Origin of the sequence: Sphingobium sp. B8D3A, from assembly GCF_025961995.1 — a bacterium.
Taxonomy (GTDB): Bacteria; Pseudomonadota; Alphaproteobacteria; order Sphingomonadales; family Sphingomonadaceae; genus Sphingobium.
Window position 1 is genome coordinate 1,751,339 of record NZ_JAOQOS010000001.1, and the last position, 20,259, is coordinate 1,771,597.

The 20,259-nt window shown below is 65.6% G+C and carries 18 protein-coding genes; 7 read left to right on the forward strand and 11 right to left on the reverse strand.

Annotation, left to right across the window (positions count from 1 at the left end; genetic code table 11):
• Nucleotides 1-108: 108 nt before the first annotated feature.
• From M2342_RS08065 to M2342_RS08085, 5 genes are all read right to left on the reverse strand, one after another.
• Nucleotides 109-1,482 carry an ATP-binding protein gene (locus M2342_RS08065; protein WP_264578702.1) on the reverse strand — a complete coding sequence of 458 codons (1,374 nt, stop codon included), beginning with the start codon at nt 1,480-1,482 and terminating at the stop codon, nt 109-111.
• Nucleotides 1,479-2,198: a response regulator gene (locus tag M2342_RS08070; protein ID WP_264575982.1), complete on the reverse strand. Its 720-nt coding sequence runs from the start codon at nt 2,196-2,198 to the stop codon at nt 1,479-1,481. The genes M2342_RS08065 and M2342_RS08070 overlap by 4 nt, the downstream gene beginning before the upstream one ends.
• Before the next feature lie 157 nt (nt 2,199-2,355).
• On the reverse strand, nt 2,356-2,955 hold the full coding sequence (locus M2342_RS08075) for an EF-hand domain-containing protein (protein WP_264578703.1): 600 nt from the start codon (nt 2,953-2,955) through the stop codon (nt 2,356-2,358).
• 135 nt (nt 2,956-3,090) lie between these two features.
• Nucleotides 3,091-4,872: a diguanylate cyclase gene (locus M2342_RS08080; protein WP_264578704.1), complete on the reverse strand. Its 1,782-nt coding sequence runs from the start codon at nt 4,870-4,872 to the stop codon at nt 3,091-3,093.
• Nucleotides 4,873-4,949: 77 nt separating this feature from the next.
• Nucleotides 4,950-5,249, reverse strand: a complete 300-nt coding sequence (locus M2342_RS08085; protein WP_264570091.1) for a chorismate mutase — start codon at nt 5,247-5,249, stop codon at nt 4,950-4,952.
• Nucleotides 5,250-5,426: 177 nt separating this feature from the next.
• Between M2342_RS08085 and M2342_RS08090 the strand changes: the two genes are divergently transcribed.
• Nucleotides 5,427-6,440: a polyprenyl synthetase family protein gene (locus tag M2342_RS08090; RefSeq protein ID WP_264570092.1), complete on the forward strand. Its 1,014-nt coding sequence runs from the start codon at nt 5,427-5,429 to the stop codon at nt 6,438-6,440.
• A gap of 512 nt (nt 6,441-6,952) precedes the next feature.
• Nucleotides 6,953-7,543, forward strand: a complete 591-nt coding sequence (locus M2342_RS08095) for an FxDxF family PEP-CTERM protein (RefSeq protein WP_181559422.1) — start codon at nt 6,953-6,955, stop codon at nt 7,541-7,543.
• Nucleotides 7,544-7,645: 102 nt separating this feature from the next.
• Here the strand turns inward: M2342_RS08095 and M2342_RS08100 are convergent, their stop codons facing one another.
• A complete protein-coding gene (locus tag M2342_RS08100; RefSeq protein ID WP_264578705.1) occupies nt 7,646-8,443 on the reverse strand; it encodes an N-acyl amino acid synthase FeeM domain-containing protein in 798 nt (265 codons plus the stop codon).
• 372 nt (nt 8,444-8,815) lie between these two features.
• Between M2342_RS08100 and hrpB the strand changes: the two genes are divergently transcribed.
• Both hrpB and M2342_RS08110 read left to right on the forward strand, forming a co-directional pair.
• Nucleotides 8,816-11,287 (forward strand): ATP-dependent helicase HrpB, encoded by a 2,472-nt coding sequence (gene hrpB / locus M2342_RS08105; protein WP_264578706.1) that lies wholly within the window; start codon nt 8,816-8,818, stop codon nt 11,285-11,287.
• Between the two features lie 190 nt (nt 11,288-11,477).
• On the forward strand, nt 11,478-11,756 hold the full coding sequence (locus M2342_RS08110; RefSeq protein ID WP_181559425.1) for an ETC complex I subunit: 279 nt from the start codon (nt 11,478-11,480) through the stop codon (nt 11,754-11,756).
• Between the two features lie 30 nt (nt 11,757-11,786).
• On the opposite strand, the gene dmeF is transcribed toward M2342_RS08110, so the two are convergent.
• From dmeF to purM, 5 genes are all read right to left on the reverse strand, one after another.
• A complete protein-coding gene (dmeF, locus tag M2342_RS08115; protein WP_264578707.1) occupies nt 11,787-12,758 on the reverse strand; it encodes a CDF family Co(II)/Ni(II) efflux transporter DmeF in 972 nt (323 codons plus the stop codon).
• A 9-nt stretch (nt 12,759-12,767) separates the two neighbouring features.
• On the reverse strand, nt 12,768-13,043 hold the full coding sequence (locus tag M2342_RS08120) for a metal/formaldehyde-sensitive transcriptional repressor (RefSeq protein WP_264578708.1): 276 nt from the start codon (nt 13,041-13,043) through the stop codon (nt 12,768-12,770).
• A 127-nt stretch (nt 13,044-13,170) separates the two neighbouring features.
• Nucleotides 13,171-13,860: a lamin tail domain-containing protein gene (locus tag M2342_RS08125; protein ID WP_264578709.1), complete on the reverse strand. Its 690-nt coding sequence runs from the start codon at nt 13,858-13,860 to the stop codon at nt 13,171-13,173.
• Nucleotides 13,861-14,065: 205 nt separating this feature from the next.
• Nucleotides 14,066-15,028 (reverse strand): phosphoribosylglycinamide formyltransferase, encoded by a 963-nt coding sequence (purN, locus tag M2342_RS08130; RefSeq protein ID WP_264578710.1) that lies wholly within the window; start codon nt 15,026-15,028, stop codon nt 14,066-14,068.
• 28 nt (nt 15,029-15,056) lie between these two features.
• Nucleotides 15,057-16,163, reverse strand: coding sequence for a phosphoribosylformylglycinamidine cyclo-ligase (gene purM / locus M2342_RS08135; protein ID WP_264578711.1), 1,107 nt, complete (start codon nt 16,161-16,163; stop codon nt 15,057-15,059).
• Between the two features lie 58 nt (nt 16,164-16,221).
• Here purM and M2342_RS08140 point away from each other — a divergent pair, with 58 nt between their 5' ends.
• Genes M2342_RS08140 through M2342_RS08150 form a run of 3 tightly spaced genes read left to right on the forward strand, consistent with a single transcriptional unit; the run spans nt 16,222 to nt 20,254 of the window.
• Nucleotides 16,222-17,466 carry a heavy-metal-associated domain-containing protein gene (locus M2342_RS08140; RefSeq protein WP_264578712.1) on the forward strand — a complete coding sequence of 415 codons (1,245 nt, stop codon included), beginning with the start codon at nt 16,222-16,224 and terminating at the stop codon, nt 17,464-17,466.
• Complete coding sequence (locus M2342_RS08145; protein ID WP_264578713.1) at nt 17,463-18,101, forward strand: DnaA/Hda family protein; 639 nt, start codon at nt 17,463-17,465, stop codon at nt 18,099-18,101. The genes M2342_RS08140 and M2342_RS08145 overlap by 4 nt, the downstream gene beginning before the upstream one ends.
• A gap of 2 nt (nt 18,102-18,103) precedes the next feature.
• Complete coding sequence (locus M2342_RS08150) at nt 18,104-20,254, forward strand: RNA degradosome polyphosphate kinase (protein WP_264575970.1); 2,151 nt, start codon at nt 18,104-18,106, stop codon at nt 20,252-20,254.
• Nucleotides 20,255-20,259 lie beyond the last annotated feature (5 nt).

Consider the following 20,259-nt stretch of genomic DNA (forward strand, 5'->3'; position numbering starts at 1 on the left):
GCAGGTAGGAATCGGCGCCGATAGCAGGGGCGGCCGGCCATCGCTGACCACCATTTGTCGGTCACCAGTGTGTCTGAGGTCAACGCATAACCAAACGACAGCGGGTCTTCACGCCAGTGGGAAGCTCAGCTCCGCGACCAGCCCACCCTCAGGCCGATTGCGCAGTTCCAGTCGGCCAGATTCCGCCGAGGCCACGGCTCGGACGATAGCGAGGCCGAGGCCAGTGCCGCCGGTGTCGCGGCTGCGGGAGGCTTCCATGCGGGTGAAGGGCTGCAGCATGTCCTCGATGCGGTCTTCCGGGATGCCGGGGCCTTCGTCGGCCACGCAGAGCGTGGCGCGTTGGCCTTCGATCCGAAGCGAAACATGCGCGCGTGCGCCATATTTGACAGCATTCTCGATCAGGTTGGTGAGCGCGCGGCGGACAGCGCGAGGATGGACGTTGACGATGGCGCGCGGCATGTCGCTTCGCTCTACCGGCACGCCCATATCCTCGAAATCGTCGATGGTCGCATCGGCCAGCGCGGCCAGGTCCATGCGCTGCGGTGGTTCGCGGTCCCGGCCGACGCGCGCCAGCGAGAGGATGTCGTCGAGCATCTTCTGCATGTCTTCGATGGTCGCGACCATGCGCTCGCGGTCCGCCCCCTCGGCGACCGATTCCACCCGCACCCGCAGCGCCGTGAGGGGTGTGCGCAAATCATGGCCGATTGCGCCAAGCATATGGTCCTTCTCCTCCAGCATGGAGCGGATACGGTCCTGCATGGCGTTGAAGGACGCTGCGAGGCGCCGCAAATCCTCAGGGCCGGACTCCATGACCGGGGCGGCGCCCTCCGGTGTGCCGACCCGGGCGGTGGCCTGGGTGAGCGCGTGGAGCGGCCGGGCGAGGCGGCGGGTGAACCAGACGAGGGGCATCAGCACGATGCCGTAGAGGAACAGCGACTGCATCACGATCTGACGCAGCATCGGCTGGGCCACCGGTGCGGCGCGCGTGTAGACGGTGATCCAGCGGTCGGGTCGGAGTTGCACGCTCAATTGCACCTGCAGACGCGGTGCGCGGCGGTTGGGCGGCTGGAGAAGATCGCGCGCCCGCTCGCGCCCGTCCGCGCCGGGCCGGGCTTCCGCAATGGCGACCCGAACCGCGAGCGGCACCAGCCCGGCCGAGCGGAACAGCTCGTTGGCACGTACGGCTACGCGCGGCGAGTCGGCGCCTTCGCGGCGCGGCGGCGCGTCGGTGACGACGATGCCGCGGGCCGCCCGCGCGCGATGCCAGGGGGATGGCGCGTCCCGTTGATCCAGCGCTTCGAGGATGCGGATGACGCCCGGGGCGGCGGCAATCGTCACCCACTGATTGCGCTGCATCATATAGTAGAAGCTGAATCCGATCAGCTGCACGGCAAACAAGGAGGCCGCCACGACCAGGATCGTCTGCCCCGCCAGCGTTCTCGGCCGCAGCCAGCCGGTGAAGGTGCGCAGGCTGAGGGTCATTCGCGCGCCACATCGGCAGCGAACATGTAGCCGCCGCCCCACACGGTCTTGATGAGTGTCGGCGACCGGGCGTCATCTTCCAACTTGCGGCGCAGGCGGCTGATCTGGTTGTCGATGGAGCGGTCGAAGGCGTGAGCCTCCCGGCCTTGTGTCAGGTCGAGCAGCTGGTCGCGGCTGAGCACCTGGCGCGGATGCGTGACGAAGGCATGGAGCAGCCGGTAATCGGCCGTGCTGAGCGGGATGGCGACTTCGTCCGGGCCGGTCAGCGTCCAGTCGTCAGCGCTGAGCGTCCAGCCCTCGAAGCGGTAGAGGGAGGCGCTTGCCTGCGGTTCGCGGGCGGTGCCGTTGCCGGCGCGGCGCAGGATCGTCTTGATCCGCGCCACAAGCTCACGCGGCGAGAAGGGCTTGAGCACATAATCGTCCGCGCCCATTTCCAGCCCGACGATGCGGTCGGTTTCTTCGGTGCGGGCGGTGAGCAGGATCACGGGCAATTCGCCCTGTTCGCGGATCGAGCGGCAAAGGCTGAGGCCATCCTCACCCGGCATCATGATATCCAGCACCACCAGTTCGATGGCGCTGCCGGCGAGGATCTTGCGCGCGTCGGCCGCATTCCCGGCATCGGAGACGCGAAAGCCGGCCCGCTGGAGATATTGCCCCAGCGGCTCGCGAATGGCCGCTTCATCGTCGACGAGGAGGAGATGGGGCCGTGCGGACATCAAAGTGCTTTCGCAAAATCGGTGGGATGCAATTCTCTGCCCTGCTTGGGTCTTGAGGTCCATCCCTCAGCCGCCTGAAAGGCGCAGGCGACCGAGGGCAGTAGGGATGGCCGACCCGGCGGCATGGGAGTTGTCTCCGCCGGATCGGCCAAGGGGCTCAGCGCACCGGGGGCGTTTGCGCAGGCCGTTGGTCGGTATTGCGGCGCTCCATCATGGCTTTCCGGCCGGCCTGCCGTTCCTCGGGCGAAATCTTGCCGTCACGGTTGGTGTCCATTCGGTCAAAGCCAGCAAGGCCTGCCTGAATGAAGGTGGCGCGGGGGATCGGCTTGTCACGATAGGCAGCAAGCTCGCCTCCCATCATCATCATGCCGCCGCCCATGCCGGGGCCGCCATGACCACGCCGTTTGCCTTCATGGCCGCGTCGCTGATGGCCGCCGGCCATCGCACCAGCTTCCGCAAATTCGGCTTTTGAGATCGAGCCATCCTTATTGGCATCGAGGCGGGCGAACATCGCATCGCGCATTTTGTCGCGATTCTGCGCCTGATGGGCCTTGCGCTCCTCAACCGAGAGCACGCCGTCCCGATTGGTGTCGGCGGCATCGAACATGGTCGCGAGGCGCTTTTCAAGAGACGCGCGATCCATCGGCGGACGGGCTTCGCCGCGCTGGGGCGGCTGCGGTGCCGATTGAGCGATTGCCATGGTCCCGATGGACAGCAGGCCGACGCTGGAGAGCGCGATTGCGGTGAGACGTTTCATAGACTTGAATTCCTGGTCTGCCGGCGCTGGGGGGTAGCGCCATGACCATGATATAGCGGGGACTTGTCGCGAGACTTTGTCGCGGGCAGGCGCAAATGTCACAAAATGTCGCCAGTTCGCGGCCGCCTTTGCGGATCAGGCAGCGACCACCCGATTGCGACCGCCGCGCTTCGCCTGGTAGAGCGCGATGTCCGCCTCATGGATGAAATCCTCGGCACTTTGTCCCTGCCGGTAGCGCACGACGCCGCAGCTGATCGCAGCCCGCAGGCTGTTGCCCGAGGGCAGGGCAATGGGCTCGCTGCTGACCGCGGAGACGATCCGGCCGCAGATTTCCTGCACACGATCCCAATTCGAGGTGGCGAGGAGCACCACAAACTCGTCGCCACCCATGCGCCCGACCGCGTCGCTCGCCCGGACCTGGCTCGAGATGCGACATGCGATTTCCCGCAGCACGGTATCGCCCATCTGGTGGCCGCTATTGTCATTGATCAGCTTGAATCGGTCGATGTCGATCACGGCGAGGCTGAGGGTGCCCGGTGTCGCCTTCACCAGCGCCTGCTCCAGCCGCTGATGGAAGCCGGCGCGGTTGAGCAGACCGGTCAGGCTGTCCGTTGTGGCGGTGCGGGAGAGCCACAGCTCCTGCTTCTTGCGCTGCGTGATGTCCTGCACAGTGGCGATCGTCCCGATGCACCGGCCGCGCTCATCGAAGTGGGCGCGGAATGTGGCTTCCATCCAGGCGTCACGCAGCTTGAGGGTGCGAAACTCGGCAATCTGGCTGGTGCTCACATCCTCAAGCGCCGCGCTATGCGCGCGGGTCAGGTCATATTGGCCTTCCTCCGAAATGTCGGAGAGCCCTGCGCCGACGAGCGCGTCGAACGGGCGGTCGAGCAGCAGTTCGCGGGTGCCCACGACCCGCGTGCAGACGCCTTCGAGGTTGAAGGCCAGCAGGAGCACCGGAGAGGCTGAGGCGAGCAGGTTCAGCGATTGTTCGTTCTGGCGCATTCGCTCGATCGTCGCTTGGCGGCTGGCGAGCATGGCAGAGATCGGCACCTGCACCACGATGAGCAGGGCGATGAACATCTGGATGCCGTAGAGGTGATGGGCCGCATGATGGCTGTGCATCACGGGCGGCCCATAGCCACCCATCATCGCTCCGCCGCCGATGACGGTGACGATGGCGAGGGCGATCTTCGTCGCCATCCACCCACTGCGCAGCAGAACGAGCAGCATGGGCGGAACGACGAGCAGCAGATGCGATGATTCCGTCGAGAAGAAGGCGATGCTAGCCGCACCGGCGGTGAGAGCGAGCAGCGCAGCGGCTTCCAGCCTGCGTCGCCGGGTCTGGCTGGCGAGGCTGCGCTTCATCTCGCCGTTGAACATGGCAAGGAAGACCGGGGTGAAGATCAACAAGCCCAGAGCATCCGCCAGGAACCAGCGCGCATAGGCTTCGCTGAGCGGATGGGCATTGTTGGCCCAGGCGCCGAGCCCGCCGAGAAAAGCGCCGCAAGCCGGGCCGACCAGCCCGGCCCAGATCAGGACATGAGGGAGAGCCTCCGGGTCCGAAAAGGCGTGGGCGCCATTCCTGTGCAGCTTGAGCCCGGCCACCGCGACGGCGATTTCCAGCCCATTGGCGAACCCGTAGACCAAAGCCGTCTGGAGATTATTGCCAGCCGGCAGGCCAGACAGCACATTGGCGACCATGCCCGCAATGATGAGGACAGGGGCCTGCCGCGCGGGCCGGGTGAGCACGAGCGCCAGCAGGAAGGCGTTGGCGATCCAGACGGGCGCGACCATGCCGTTCGTGGACTTGAGCGAGATTGTCGCGTAGGAAATCACGAAATAGCCCAGGCCCGCCAGTACCGGCAGACCGGCATGGCGGATGAAGGCGTAAAGGATTTGGCGCTGGCTTTGCCCCATGGCCCATCATGGCCCGGCGCAGGTTGTTACCTGGTTAACGCAGCGGGAATAATCTGGCGGCGTTACCCTCGGGCGCCTCAGGCGCCAGCGGCATCCGCCTCGTCGGCGCGCATCTGCTCGTGATGCCGGATCACTTCATCGATGATGAAGCGCAGGAACTTCTCGGTGAAATCCGGGTCGAGATTGGCGTCGACTGCCAATGTGCGCAGGCGGGCGATCTGCCGGGCTTCGCGGTCCGGGTCAGCGGGGGGCAGGGCGGACTGAGCCTTGTGCTCACCCACCGCCTTGGTGATCTTGAAGCGCTCTGCCAGCATGAAGACCAGCGCTGCGTCGATATTGTCGATGCTTTCGCGGTAGCGCCTGAGCGTTTCGTCCATTCCGGGTCGTCTCCCTGAGCTTCTGGGGCATTGTTCCTGTGGCCTGATCTCGCTGGGGCGAACCAGGCTGATGAGGGGCCGGGCAGCGCCCGCAACGGCGCATCACTTGCCGCTCCGGGCGCACAAGGCAAGCCAATTTGCTTGCCAAAGCGCGGTCATCTGGTCAGAGCACCGCGCATGAGCGCCACAATCCACCACCTGCCCCGCCAGGGCGCGCCATCCCTCCAGCCGATGCTGAGCCTCGTTGCGGAGGATATGAACCGCGTCAACGAAGTCATCCTCGCGCGAATGCAATCGCGCATTCCGCTGATCCCGGAGCTGGCCGGGCATCTCATCGCCGGCGGCGGCAAGCGGCTTCGGCCCATGCTCACGCTCGCCTGCGCGCGGCTTCTGGATTATGCCGGCACCCGGCACCACAAGCTGGCGGCGACGGTGGAGTTTATCCACACCGCCACACTGCTGCACGATGATGTGGTGGACGGCAGCGCCATGCGCCGCGGCAAGCAGACCGCCAACATGATCTGGGGCAACAATGCCTCGGTTCTGGTCGGCGATTTCCTGTTCAGCCGGTCCTTCGAGTTGATGGTCGAGGATGGCAGCCTCAAGGTTCTCAAGATCCTCTCCAACGCATCTGCGGTGATCGCCGAGGGGGAGGTCAATCAGCTGACCGCCCAGCGTCGGGTCGAGACCGACGAGGACCAGTATCTCGACATCATCGGCGCCAAGACCGCCGCCCTGTTCGCCGCGGCCTGCCGCATCGCCGCCGTCGTCGCTGAGCGCCCGGAGGCGGAGGAGCTGGCGCTCGACGCCTATGGTCGCAATCTCGGCATTGCCTTCCAGCTCGTCGACGATGCGATCGACTATGTCTCGGACGGCGCGACGATGGGCAAGGATACCGGCGATGACTTCCGCGATGGCAAGATCACGCTGCCGGTAATCCTAGCTTATGCGCGCGGCGGCGAGGCGGATCGCAAATTCTGGAAAGAGGCGATGTCCGGCCTCCATGGCGACAATGCCGATCTCGCCCATGCCCAGCATTTGCTGCGCGAAACCGGCGCGATCGACGACACTATGGCGCGGGCGCGCCATTATGGCCAGCGCGCCATCGACGCCATCGGCATGTACGGCAAGGGTGCCGCCAAGTCTGCGCTGGTCGAAGCCGTCGAATTCGCGATCGCGCGGGCTTACTGATCCCGCTTTCCGGCAGGCGCCCGCGCCTCCCACGTTGTGCCGACACCCATAGCGAGATGACGCGCCGCGCTGCCCGATTGGGTGGGGCGGCCGCCTCGCCTAGCCGGTCTCGAATCGGGGCTTGTCGGTGCGGCAGGCCGCCACTTCCCCTACTTTCGCCAGTCCCTTCCCGTCCATTTTCGGGACACGGGGTATATCGGCCACGACCAAATAATTTTGCACTGCACGGGAACGATGGTGCGTTGCGATGAAGCGACCGCATCGTCCGCCACAGCGTGGTAAATCTGCGGTTAACGGTTGGGAACTTTGGGAACCCGGCAGATTAGTTGGTTGGATTAAGTATCTGAAATACAGCAATAAAATATGAGGAATTCGTTGATAATCCGTTAACCGACCAGTATTTCTCTGCTCGAGCGGTCGCCTCATTATCTACTCGGAATGTTCGCCTTTCAGGCGGTGTGGGAGAAGCATGATGAGCCAGCTCAAAAACCGAACAAACAAAGGAGCTATCCATGAGGAAACTGGTATCTTTGGCCGCGCTGGCCACTGCGGCAGCATTTGCGCCGGGTGCGGCCAACGCCGCTACCTGCGTTGCCATGAACTGCACGTTCACGCCTGGCGATGACGAGTTCACCACGTCTGGCGACACCATCCCCCCCATCACCGAAGCCGTTTCGGCCACCATTGGCCGCACCGACATCGGCTCGGGCATCTTCACCGACATTTACCGCTTCATCGTTGACGTTGATGGCGTCGGCAGCGGCGGCATCATCACGACGCTGTCGGGCCTGTCGACCAACATCGACCTGCTGACGGTCACGATCAACGGCAAGGACGTCCCGATCTTCGGTCAGGGCACCGATGTTGAATCGGCTGGCATTTCGGGCTTCCCGATCATGGCCGGCATGCTGAACGAGTTGGTGATCAGCGGCACGTCCGCCGGTCTGGGCTCTTATGGCGGCAACCTCACCTTCACGCCGTCGCCGGTGAGCGCGCCGGTTCCGGAGCCGGCCACCTGGGCACTGATGCTGCTCGGCTTCGGCAGCCTTGGCTACACGATGCGCCGCGCACGTCGCACGAGCGCACGGGTCCAGTTCGCCTGATCATCCTGGCCGTCTCCCACGGGACGGCCTCGATAAAGAATGGGGATCAACGGGTGCAGCCGTTGATCCCCATTTTCATGCCATGACAGCGAATGATCCCATTCAGGCGGCGCTGCGCCAGAAGGTGCCGCTCATGCCATTGCGGCTGCGCGGTTCTGCGCAACCCGCATCCCTGTCCCACAAGCGCGCGACGCGCCGTGCGACGTCCTGCTCCTCATCGCGCGAGAAGAAATAGGGGTAGAGCGAGCGGCCGATCTTGTCGGCGCGGCCGGCAAAGCGATTGATCTGGTCGGCGACATCGCAGACCTTGAGGCGCATCAGCTGTACCGGTGTATCCTTGGGCCACCAGGAGACGGACTCATCCATCTTCGGCGGGCCAAGCCGGTCGAAACCGAGCATGGCCTCATAATAGCGCACATGGCGTGGATGCACCTCGATCACCAGATCCGTGCAATCGAAGCGCTGCATACCGTAAATGAAGATGACATGGAAAAGCCCCGCGAGGACTGAGGGGGACTTGGTCATCGGGTCGACCGCGAACTTGGTGAGTTCGCAAAGGCGGGCACCGGGCGCCTCGCGCAAGGCATCCAGTTCCATGCGGAACGTCTGATCGGTCGAAAGGCCGGCTGGTGAGTCCACCGTCAAGGTGAGCGTGGCGATTACGGCATCTTCCAGCGCTGCCGTGAAGACGGCCTGGTGATCGCCATTGTCGGGAAGCAGATGCGCCATGCCATAGCCGCGCGACCCATACATGCGGTTCAGGAGATCATGCGCCTGCTGGCGCAGGTCCGGCCGATCGGCCAGCCGGACATCGATGGTGCGCAGCCGCTGGCCACAGGCAGACGGGATACGGCGCACGGACAGCAGCCCGCCGTGCGGTTCCGCCAAAGAGGCGGACACAACATGATCATGCACTTGGACGACCCCCAAAAGGCCCAACCGGGCCAGACGAGCTTTCTATTTTTACGAAGCCTTGCGCCTCAGCGAGACCATGGATGGGTTCGAACGGTTAACAGAGCAATACCTCTTCGCGGCAAAGAGGCGGAGCGTTCGGGCGTTGCGGCAAAAGGTAGAGAGTTCCATGACTTAAGTGAACAAGTGCACGGAAGTCTTGCCGCACCGGTGCAATCGCAGGAGCAGATTGCTCCCATGGCGGTGGTTAAGCATTAACCATGTTCGCCATCCTCGGATGACGCTGCGGCGGTCAGGCTTTGCTCTTATCCCTTACGCCGCCAGCTTGGCTTTGCCGGCGTCGGCGCATAAGCGAATGACGTGACCGCTGCGTTCCCCATCCATGAGGTTCTGCCCGACCTGCTCGCTGGCTTGCGAGCAGGATCGAACGCCGTGCTCGTGGCGCCGCCCGGCGCGGGCAAGACGACCAGCGTTGCGCCCGCTTTGCTGGGCGAGCCGTGGGTGGCGGGCGGGCAGATCTGGCTGCTCTCGCCGCGCCGGCTTGCCGCGCGCGCTGCTGCCGAGCGCATGGCGGATCTGGCTGGTGAGAAGCCCGGCGACACCATCGGCTATGCCACCCGACTTGAGAGCCGCCAGTCCGCCCGTACGCGACTCCTCGTTGTGACCGAAGGGATCTTCCGGCGCCGCATTCAGGCCGATCCGGAGTTGACCGGCGTCGCCGCCGTGCTGTTCGACGAGGTTCACGAGCGCAGCCTGGAAGGCGATTTCGGGCTGGCCCTCGCGCTCGATGCGCAATCCGGCCTGCGCGAGGATTTGCGCCTGCTCGCCATGTCCGCCACGCTGGATGGTGCGCGCTTTGCCACGCTCATGGCGGTGGAGGGCAAGCCGGCCCCCGTGATCGAGAGCGCGGGCCGATCTTTCCCCATCGATCTGCGGCATATCGGCCGGGCGGCAGAGCAGCGCATCGAGGATGGCATGGCGGCGGCGATCCGTCGCGCGCTGGCCGAAGAGCCGCAGGGCGATGTTCTAGCCTTCCTCCCCGGTGTCGGCGAGATCGAGCGCACGGCCGAGCGGCTGACGGGCCTCGCCGACAGTATCGTCCTCCATCGCCTGCATGGCTCGCTCGACCCGGCAGACCAGCGCGCGGCCCTGCGGCCGGCGGCGGCAGGGACGCGCAAGCTGATATTGGCGACCAGCATCGCCGAGACCAGCCTCACCATCGACGGCGTGCGCATCGTGGTCGATTCAGGGCTTGCCCGTCGGCCCCGGCACGATCTTGCCGCCGGCGTCACGCGCCTGGTGACGGAGCGCGCCAGTCAAGCCGCCGTAACCCAGCGAGCCGGCCGCGCGGGTCGCCAGGCGCCGGGCGTGGCCTACCGCTTGTGGGAAGCAGCGGCGACCGCCGGTCTGCCGCCGTTCGATCCGCCCGAAATTCTGGAAAGCGACCTGACCGGCCTGCTCCTCGATTGCGCGGTGTGGGGCGTGACCGACCCGACCACGCTGCGCTGGCTCGATCCGCCACCGGCGGCTGCTTTGGCCGAAGCCGGACGCCGGCTCGAGGCACTCGGAGCGCTGGATGGGGAGGGGCGGGCGACGCCGCATGGCCGCGCGGTCGCCGATCTGCCGCTGGAGCCGCGCCTCGCGCATATGCTCATTGCCTCGGCTGAGGCGGGGGAGTGCGGTGCGGCGGCTGACTTGGCGGTGCTGCTCACCGAGCGCGGGCTGGGCGGCCCATCGGCGGACCTCGCCCGGCGTCATGCGTTCTGGCAGCGCGAGCGAGGGCAGCGGGCCGAAGCGGCGCGCGGCCTCGGGCGGCGTTGGCTGGGGTTGGTCGCGTCCGGCTCGTCGCGAGGCTTCATCGACGATGCGGCGCTTGCCCGCTGTCTGATGCGGGCCTTCCCGGACCGCATCGCCCGGCGCCGGGATGCCAGCGGCGAACATTGGATCAGCGCGGGCGGGCGCGGCTTCCGGCTCGATCCCGCCGATCCGCTGGCGCGCGCAGACTGGCTGGCAGTGGGCGATATTCAGGGCAGCGCCGCCGGCGCGCGCATCCTCTCCGCATTAGCCGTGCAGGAGGAGGATGTGATGGTCGCTGCCGGGCATCGCGTCGTGGATCGTCGCACGGTGCGCTGGCGGAAGGATCTGGCCGGCGTGGAGGCATTGCGCGAGCGGCATCTGGGCGCAATCCGTCTCAGTAGCGGGCCGGATGACGCGCCCGAACGGTCCGCCATCATTGCCGCACTGGCGCAGGCGCTGCGCAGTGAGGGACTGGGGCTGCTGCCCTGGGGCAAGGCGGCGCAGGCGTTGCGGACGCGGGCTGCCTTTGCGGGCGTGGGCGATGAGATCGGCGATGCGGCGCTGCTCGCCGATGCCGAGGATTGGCTGGAGATGCTGCTCCCCGCCAATGCCCGGCGCTTTTCAGCGATCGACGGTGGCGCACTGCATGGCCTGCTGACGCAGCGCCTGGGATGGGATGCCACGCAGCGTATCGAGGCGCTGGCGCCCGCCGAGTTCCGTAGCCCGGCCGGCAGCACCCACGCCATCGACTATGAGGCGCCGGCCGGCCCGACCGTCGAATTGCGGGTGCAGGCGCTCTTTGGCCTGTCGGAACATCCGGTCATCGGGCGCGAGCGCATCCCGCTCGTCTTGTCCCTGACATCGCCGGCGGGTCGCCCCATCCAGACGACGCGGGATCTGCCGGCCTTCTGGAAAGGCAGCTGGGCGGACGTCGCCAAAGAGATGCGCGGGCGCTATCCGCGGCATCCGTGGCCGGATGATCCCGCCGCGGCCAGCGCGACGCTGCGGACCAAGAAGGCTGATGCCCGTCGGTGATCCTGTTCCGGATGACCTTCCGTTATTGTCGAGCGAAGTCGAGACACCCAAGCACGATCATGCCGTGTCTCGACTTCGCTCGACACGAACAGGTCGCCTCAGTCCTCCAATCATCTTGACAGGGCCACCCGCTTTGCGCGACGGCGAAAGCGCTCACATGTTGGGCATATGCACGATGGGGAAAGCACCGATGTCCGCCCGGATCTACCAGATACCCAAGAACGCCATGCAGTCCGGTCGGGCGCGCACCGGCACCTGGATGCTGGAGTTCGCCCCGGCAGAAGCCAAGAAGCCCGATCCGCTGATGGGCTGGGCCGGCTCTGGCGACACGCAGGAGCAGGTCAAGCTGAGCTTCCCCGACGAGGACGCCGCCCGTGCTTATGCCGAGCGCTATGGCATCGCCTATCACGTCGTGAGAACGCCACCCAAGACGTTGAAGATTCAGGCTTACGCCGACAATTTCCGCTAAGGTCTAGGGCCGTCCTGACTGACGGGACGGCTACCGCACTTCAATCGTGAGATGCGCGAGCGTGCAGCGGCCGGCCATGCGGGCGCGGATCGTCTCGCTGCTCACCTCCGGTTGCGCGATGACGCTGACGATCGTGGCATGGGCCTCCGGGCCCACGCGCCAGACGTGAAGATCGACCACACGCACATCGCCTTGCTCCTCGACCACCGCGCGGACCTTGCCGGCCAGCACCTCGTCGCTGCGGTCGAGCAGCATGGCCGAGGTGTCCCGCATCAGCCCCCAGGCCCAGCGGGCGATGACCAGCGCGCCGACGATGCCCATCAGCGGGTCCATCCACACCCAGCCCAGATAGCGCCCGGCGAGCAGGGCGCCGATGGCGAGGACAGAGGTCAGCGCGTCCGCCAGCACGTGGAAATAGGCTGAGCGCAGATTATTGTCATGGCCGTGGCTATGCCCATGCTCATGGCCATCATGGTGATGCGCCCCATGGTCATTGCCAGCGTGATGATGGTGCGCGTGACCGTGATCATGATCATGCCCATGCGCACCGCCCATCAGCACCAGCGCGCTGGCGATGTTCACCAGCAGGCCGATCACCGCCACGAAGGTGGCCTCGCCGAAGGCGACTCTCGTCGGTTCGAACAGGCGCACCGCCGATTCGCTGGCAATCGCCAGCGCGACGAGACCCAGCGCCATGGCAGAGGCGAAGCCTGCGAGATCGCCGACCTTGCCGGTCCCGAAGCTATAGGCGGGGTCCTGCGCATGTTTGCGCGCATAGCCATAAGCGAATGCGGCGATGGACAGCGCGCCGGCATGGGTCGCCATGTGGAAGCCATCCGCCAGCAGCGCCATTGATCCGGTCCAATAGCCAGCGATGATCTCGCACACCATCGTCACGACGGTCAGCAGAATGACCCAATAGGTGCGCCGGGCATTCTGGTCGTGCGAGGCGCCGAGGAAGTCGTGGCTCGGCGTCAGGCCGTCAATATCGAGTGTCCGCATCACGGGGGCCTACTTCGCGTAGCGGCGGATGACCGCCAGCAGTTCGTCCGCCCCTATCTGGCGTTCGGCATCGCTCAGGCCAGGCCGCACGACATGCGCCTCCAGATGCTCGGCAATGATTTCATCGAGCAGCCCGTTCACCGCGCCACGCACGGCTGCCACAAGATGCAGGATGTCCGTGCAGCTTTTGTCAGATTCCAGTGCTCGCTCGATGGCATTGACTTGCCCGCCGATGCGCCGAACGCGGGCAAGAAGCTGCGGATTGATTTCCAACATGTGCGACATAGGAATACCCCCTACGCCTATGTGTCGATACGGTCAAGATGTCCGGGAGGGTGCGCCGGGTCTCTTGCGACAAATACGAACCCGGCCTCCGGAAGGAAGCCGGGGTTCGTGCGTTCATGTCAGTGGATCAGGCGAAAGCCACCTTGCGGCTGCGCCGCGCGCGCAGGCCGATGAGGCCGAAGCCCGCGATCATCATCGCCCAGGTCGCCGGCTCGGGCACTGCGGCCGTCTGAGTTGCGAAGCGGCCGGGATTGGCGAGGTCGGACTGCGCGCCCGAGGCGTAGGCCGAGCCAAAAGCATCGCCGGTAGCCGAATAGACGAACTGGCTGTTGGTCGCGGTGCCGGTCAGGCTTGCGGGGCGATTGCGCGAGACGCCGGCCGTCGTGCCGGCGGGATAGGTCACGCTGTCAACCAGCGTGGCGAGCGACTGGCTCGCGGAATTATAGATGTTGATCGTGTCGCCATTGCCGAGGTTGGAATTGCCGCCAATCGAGAAGATGCGCACGCTGCTGTCCAGGTTCCAGTAGCTGCGGAAGGCGTCGGCCGTCATCTCGGTGAGGATGATCGATTCGTTGGCGCCCAGCAGGCCGAAGGCATTGCCGAACGTGACTGGATTGTTCGTGTTATCGTCATTGTAGGACCAGCCGGTGATGTCGATGCCGGCATTGCCAATGTTGGTCAGTTCGATGAACTCGCGATTGCCGTCGCTGGCGCCTTTGTACATGAATTCCGTGATCCGAACCTCGGCGTGCGCCGTCACGGGAGCGATGACCGCAGCGGCGGCCAGCAGGATGGTCGAAATCGAAAAGCGCGTCATAAAAATCTCCCCACATGGTTAACGCAGCAGCGCCTATGGGAAGAATTTGACGCCGTGATTGCCGGATCATGAAGGTTTTGCGTCGGTGGTTGGTTAACGCCGCCGATAGTCCCGTTATGACCCACAAGGCCTGAGCTGCCGGTGAGACGAAGGTCGGCGACATCGGATTGGATGGCGAACGGGACAGCACCCTAACTCTCGGGGCCTAGAAGCTGTCCGCGACGTTCATCAGCGAGACGAGGCGCCGTGGAGCCACGGCCCGCCAGCTCTTTTCCAGCCAGCCGCGCACATGCTCCCAGTCGACGCCCGGGCGGTCGAGGCGGATCGCGATCCAGCCGCTCGCGCCGTAGTAAGCCGGGCGATAATAGATGTCGGGGTCGGCCTCGATCAGCGCGGCCATTTCGTCAGCGCCGGAGGTCTTGACCAGTAGCGCCACCGCATCCTCGCCATGGTGGCGCACCGAGACATAAGCGAAGAACTTGCCCGACGTTTCGCTGCCCACGCGCCAACCCGCCGCCCCATGCGAGTCGCGGGCATGTGTCTCCGGCAAGGCGAGAGCGAGTTGGCCCACTTGTCCGATCAGCCAGTCCGGGTCCATCTCGCGCCCCACATAGCTGGCGAGCATTCGGGGATAGAGCTGATATTCCGCATAAAGCACGCGCTGGGCGAGCGTGTCGGCAGTGTCCTCGGGCAGGATCGCGACCGGGATTTGCCCCAATACCGGGCCGTCATCCAGCGCCGGCGTGACGAGGTGGACGGTACAGCCGCCGTGGCTGTCGCCAGCATCGATGGCCCGCTGGTGCGTGTCGAGCCCCTTGAACTTGGGCAGCAGGGACGGATGGGTGTTGAGCATCCGCCCGGCCCATTGGCCCACGAAGTCGGCGGTGAGGATGCGCATATAGCCGCACAGCGCGACATAATCGGCGCCGGATGCCCGCAGCGCGTCGAGCATGATCGCCTCATGCGCCTCGCGGTTCATGCCCTTGTGGCTGTGGGCAAAGGTCGCCACGCCCTCGGCCGCCGCGACGGTCAGTCCGCGCGCTTCCGGCTTGTTGGAGGCGACGAGCACGATCTCATAGGGGCAGTCCGGCAGGCGCGAGGCATAGAGGAGCGACGTCATCGTCGTCCCCGTGCCGGAGAGCATCACCGCGACTTTGGCCTTGGACACGTCAGTTCCCCCAATCCGTTCGGGCTTATTACCCCAGATGGACCGCGTTCCAGTCTGCCATGGCGCACCACGTCTCTTGCGATCCGCGCACGGTGCAGCCCTTCTCGCCAGCGCGAATCTCGCCGATGCGGTGGACGGTCTCGCCCGCCTCACGCAACGCCGCACTCACCGCGTCCACATCGGCGGGCGCCACGACCACGGCCATGCCGATCCCGCAATTGAACGTGCGCGCCATTTCGCCCGGCTCGATATTGCCCTGCGCCTGAAGGAAAGCCATCAGCCGCGGCTGCGCCCAAAGATCCGCATCGATATGCGCGTGCAGGCCGGCGGGCAGAATCCGCGGGATGTTCTCCAGCAGGCCGCCGCCGGTGATGTGCGCCATCGCATGGACGAGGCCCTGGCGGACCAGCGGCAGCAGCGGCTTCACATAGATCCGGGTCGGCGCCATCAGCGCGTCGATGAGCAGCACTTCCTGATCGAACAGGGCAGGGCCGTCCAGCTTCCAGCCCTTGTCCGCCGCCAGGCGCCGCACCAGCGAATAGCCGTTGGAGTGGACGCCCGAGGAGGCGAGGCCCAGAATCACGTCGCCCTCGGCCACCTTGTCGGCGGTTAGCACTTTGTTGCGCTCGACCGCGCCGACGCAGAAGCCGGCGAGATCATAATCGCCATCAGCGTACATGCCGGGCATTTCCGCCGTCTCGCCGCCGATCAGCGCGCAGCCGGCCTGCTTGCATCCCTCCGCGATTCCCGCGATCACCCGCTCCGCAACGCCGTTGTCGAGGCGCCCCGTGGCGAAATAATCGAGGAAGAAGAGCGGCTCTGCGCCCTGCACGATAAGGTCGTTGGCGCACATCGCCACCAGATCAATGCCCACCGTGTCATGCTTGCCGCTATCGATGGCGAGCTTGAGCTTGGTACCGACGCCGTCATTCGCCGCAACGAGCAGCGGATCGGTAAAGCCCGCGGCCTTCAGGTCAAAGAAGCCGCCGAATCCGCCCAGATCGGCATCGGCCCCCGGTCGCCGCGTCGCGCGGGCGAGCGGAGCAATGGCGCGAACGAGCGCATTTCCGGCAGCGATATCCACGCCGGCCTGCGCATAGGTGTAGCCCTCGGGCTGGTTGTGCTTGGAGTCCATGCGTGGCCCTTACCAAATCGGGCTTGGTTTTCCAGAACAATGCCGCCAAAAGGGCGCCGTGACGCTCTCTCTGCCATCCTTGCGCCCCATTCACTTCGTGTTCGCGCTGGTTCTGGCGGCCTTTGCGGCTGTGCTGGTCGCGCAGATCGAGGGTGAGCGGGGCATTGCGCCGCTGGCCTCGCAGGGCGATTTCGAGGTGAAGGATATTCGCGTCGATGTCGCCGGGCCCAATGCCGATGCGGCGCGGGCGACCGGGTGGCGGTTGGCCCAGCGCCTCGCCTGGCAATCGCTGTGGAAGCGCACGCATGGCGGCAATGGCCCTGCGCTTGGGGACAGCGTGCTGGATGGGCTGGTGTCCGGTATCGAGGTGCAGCAGGAGCAGATCGGTCCCAATCGCTATATCGCTACGCTCTCGGTGATGTTCGATCGCGCCCGGGCCGGGCAGGCGCTTGGCGTTTCCGGGCAGATTCGCCGCTCCCCGCCGCTGCTGGTGATCCCCGTTCTCTGGGATTCGGGTACGCCGATGACGTTCGAGCGGGTGACGCCCTGGCAGAAGGCGTGGGCGGAATTCCGCATTTCCGACAGCCCGATCGATTATGTGCGCACCGCTGGCGATGGCCCCGATTCCCTGCTGCTCAATCCCGGTCAGATCGGCCGGCGCGGGCGCAACTGGTGGCGTATCCTCCTCGATCTCTATGGCGCGGCGGATGTGATCATGCCGATCGCGCGGATCGAGCGCAGCTTTCCCGGCGGGCCGATCACCGGCCATTTCAGCGCGCGCTATGGGCCGGACAATAATTTCATCGGGGATTTCACCCTGCGCGCCGCCACGCCCGCCGACCTGCCCAAGATGATGAGCGATGCCGTCGCGCGCATCGACCAGCTTTACGCCGGCGCGCTGGCGGACGGCACCTTGCGGCTCGACCCCTCGCTGGTGATCGAGGAGCCGGTCAACGCGGTCGAGATCGAGAATGCGGTTGGGCTGGAGGCGATCCTCGGTGTCCTGCCGGCCGATACGCCCGGTGCCGCCTCGTTCAGCGTTCAGATCGAGACGCCCACCACGGCCTCGGTCGGGGAAGCGCAGGCGATGCTGCGGGGTATTCCGGGGGTCAGCGCGGCCTCGACCTCAAGCCTGGCACTCGGCGGCACGTCTGTCATGCAGGTCGGCTTCAGCGGCACGATCGAGCAGTTGCGCGCGCAGCTTGAAGGACGGGGATATTCGGTCGCCGTATCTGGCAACACGCTGCGGATCGCCCGTCGGAGCGCAAGTCCACCAGCCGGCGGAGGCGGGGGCGGGCAATGACCCAGTTGCCGCTGCCCATCGGCTGGTCGCGGCATGGCGGAGCGGAAAGTCTGCTGGTCCACGCTGCCAATGCCGACGCGCTCGCTCTGGTGCGCGACTGGCAGCGCTGGCCCTCGCCCTGCACACTGCTCGTCGGCCCATCCCGGTCCGGCCGTTCGCTCATTGCGGAGGTGTTTCTGCGCGAAAGCGGTGGCGTGCTGGTCGATGATGCCGACCGCGCCGATGAGACCCACCTGTTCCACCTCTGGAACGAGGCGCGCGATTCGGGCCGGCCGCTGTTGATGGTCGCCAGAGGGGCGCCGCCGACATGGACGATTGCGCTGCCCGATCTGCGCACGCGTCTCGCCACCGCCGCCATCGCGCGCATTCTGCCGCCGGATGAAGCCGTTACCGCGGCGCTGATCGCCCATGGACTGGAGCGGGCCGGCTCTGCCTTCGCCCCGGACCTCCCGGATTTTCTCGCCCGCCGCACCGCACGCTGTTATGCCGCGATCGACGGCGTCGTGGCCGAGCTGAACGCGCTGTCGCTGGCGCGTGGGCAGAAACTCTCGGTTGCGCTGGCGCGGCAAGCGCTCCGTAACAATGCGCTGCTAGACGGGGCGGATGAGACCGCACCGCATGAGGGAACCCACTGACCGTGTCTGAAGCCGATCCCACTTCTTCGATCACGGGCGCGGGCGCCGCAAACGGGGCGCGCTACTTCAACCGGGAGCTGTCCTGGCTCAATTTCAATCAGCGCGTACTGGAGGAAGCCTGCAATCCGGCGCATCCGCTGCTGGAGCGGCTGCGCTTTCTCTCCATCTCCGGCAGCAACCTCGATGAGTTTTTCATGGTCCGGGTGGCCGGTCTCAAGGGCCAGCAGCTCCAGGGCGTCGAAATGCGCTCGGTCGATGGGCTGACCCCGGCCCAGCAGTTGGAGGCGATCGGCGACCGGGCCGAGGCGCTGATGTCCGCCCAGCAGGTCGTCTGGCATGATCTTCATGCCGCGTTGCGCAGCGCACATATCAGCGTGATCGGTCCCGAGCCGGTGGATGCCCGCGCGGACAGCTGGATGCGCCAGCATTTCCTCGAGCAGATCTTCCCGATCCTCACGCCCCAGGCGCTCGATCCCGCCCACCCGTTTCCGTTCATTCCCAATAAGGGCCTCAGCCTGTTCTTCGACCTGCTGCGCGAATCGGACAAGGAGGTGGTGCAGGAGCTGGTGATTCTGCCGGCTACGCTGCCGCGCTTCATCCGGGTGCCGGGCAAGAATGCGCGATACATTGCCATTGAGGCACTGGTACGGCGCTATTCGGCCTTGCTCTTCCCCGGCTTCATCGTGCGGGACAGCGGCCTGTTCCGCATCCTGCGCGATAGCGACATCGAGATCGAGGAAGAGGCCGAGGATCTCGTCCGCTATTATCGAAGCGCCATCAAGCAGCGCCGGCGCGGCCGGATCATCCGCGTGGAAATCGAGAGCGGCGTGGCCGAACCGGTCGAAACCAAGCTGCAGACGATGATGCAGGGCCATGAGGCCATGGTCGTGGATATCGATGGTTTCATGGGCATTGCCGATCTGGCCGAGGTGGTCGAGGAAGACCGGCCGGACCTCAAATTCCCGGCCTACGCCCCGCGCTTCCCCGAGCGCATCCGCGAATATGGCGGCGATTGCTTCGCCGCGATTCGCGCGAAGGACATCGTCGTCCACCACCCTTATGAGAGCTTTGATGTCGTCATCGCCTTCCTCAAGCAGGCGGCGGACGATCCCGATGTAGTGGCGATCAAGCAGACGCTCTACCGTGCCGGCAAGCAGAGCGCGATCATCCGTGCCCTCATTGATGCGGCCGAGGCAGGCAAGTCCGTCACCGCCGTCGTCGAGCTGAAGGCGCGGTTCGATGAGGAGCAGAACCTGCTCTGGGCCGCGCAACTGGAGCGCGCCGGCGTGCAGGTCGTCTATGGCTTTATCGACTGGAAGACCCACGCCAAGATTTCCATGGTCGTGCGGCGCGAGGGCAACGGCTTTCGCACCTACTGCCATTTCGGTACCGGCAATTACCACCCGATCACCGCGCGGATTTATACGGACCTATCCTTTTTCACCGCCGATCCCCGGGCCGGGCGCGATGCCGCCGCCGTGTTCAATTACATCACTGGCTATGTCGAGCCGCAGCATATGGAGATGATCACGCTCTCGCCGCTGCACATGCGCGACAAGCTCGCGGCGCTGATCGAAGCGGAAATCGAGCATGCCCGCGCTGGCCGCCCCGCGACGATCTGGGCGAAAATGAACAGCTTGGTAGACCCGGCGATCATCGAGCAGCTTTATGCCGCCAGCAATGCGGGCGTGAAGGTGGAACTGATCGTGCGCGGCATCTGTTGCCTGCGGCCCGGCGTGCCGGGCATGTCGGAGAATATCTCGGTCAAGTCGGTGATCGGGCGGTTCCTGGAACACAGCCGCATCTGGGCCTTCGGCAATGGCAAGTCCCTGCCCAACAATAGCGCCAGGCTGTTCATCAGCTCGGCGGACTGGATGCCACGCAATTTCGACCGGCGGGTTGAGTATATGCTGCCGATCGAGAACCCGACCGTCCATGATCAGGTGCTCGATCAGGTGCTGGTGGCCAATCTGCTTGATGACGAGCAGAGCTGGGCGCTGGGCAGCGATGGCAGCTACACACGCCTCAAGCCGGGGAAGAAGCCGTTCAACCTGCATCATTATTTCATGACCAATCCGTCCCTCTCCGGTCGCGGTGCCTCGCGGCGCTCCGCCCGCGCGGTGCCAAAGCTCTCGCTCTCCGAGCGTGGCTGAGGGGA

What these genes read in the sequence shown, in the direction of transcription:
- purM (WP_264578711.1), bottom strand. Translation starts at nt 16,163, where the DNA reads ATGGACTCCAAGCACAACCAGCCCGAGGGCTACACCTATGCGCAGGCC.
- M2342_RS08090 (WP_264570092.1), top strand. Translation starts at nt 5,427, where the DNA reads ATGAGCGCCACAATCCACCACCTGCCCCGCCAGGGCGCGCCATCCCTC.
- M2342_RS08065 (WP_264578702.1), bottom strand. Translation starts at nt 1,482, where the DNA reads ATGACCCTCAGCCTGCGCACCTTCACCGGCTGGCTGCGGCCGAGAACG.
- dmeF (WP_264578707.1), bottom strand. Translation starts at nt 12,758, where the DNA reads ATGCGGACACTCGATATTGACGGCCTGACGCCGAGCCACGACTTCCTC.
- M2342_RS08095 (WP_181559422.1), top strand. Translation starts at nt 6,953, where the DNA reads ATGAGGAAACTGGTATCTTTGGCCGCGCTGGCCACTGCGGCAGCATTT.
- M2342_RS08085 (WP_264570091.1), bottom strand. Translation starts at nt 5,249, where the DNA reads ATGGACGAAACGCTCAGGCGCTACCGCGAAAGCATCGACAATATCGAC.
- M2342_RS08070 (WP_264575982.1), bottom strand. Translation starts at nt 2,198, where the DNA reads ATGTCCGCACGGCCCCATCTCCTCCTCGTCGACGATGAAGCGGCCATT.
- M2342_RS08080 (WP_264578704.1), bottom strand. Translation starts at nt 4,872, where the DNA reads ATGGGGCAAAGCCAGCGCCAAATCCTTTACGCCTTCATCCGCCATGCC.
- M2342_RS08120 (WP_264578708.1), bottom strand. Translation starts at nt 13,043, where the DNA reads ATGTCGCACATGTTGGAAATCAATCCGCAGCTTCTTGCCCGCGTTCGG.
- M2342_RS08110 (WP_181559425.1), top strand. Translation starts at nt 11,478, where the DNA reads ATGTCCGCCCGGATCTACCAGATACCCAAGAACGCCATGCAGTCCGGT.
- M2342_RS08145 (WP_264578713.1), top strand. Translation starts at nt 17,463, where the DNA reads ATGACCCAGTTGCCGCTGCCCATCGGCTGGTCGCGGCATGGCGGAGCG.
- M2342_RS08075 (WP_264578703.1), bottom strand. Translation starts at nt 2,955, where the DNA reads ATGAAACGTCTCACCGCAATCGCGCTCTCCAGCGTCGGCCTGCTGTCC.
- M2342_RS08125 (WP_264578709.1), bottom strand. Translation starts at nt 13,860, where the DNA reads ATGACGCGCTTTTCGATTTCGACCATCCTGCTGGCCGCCGCTGCGGTC.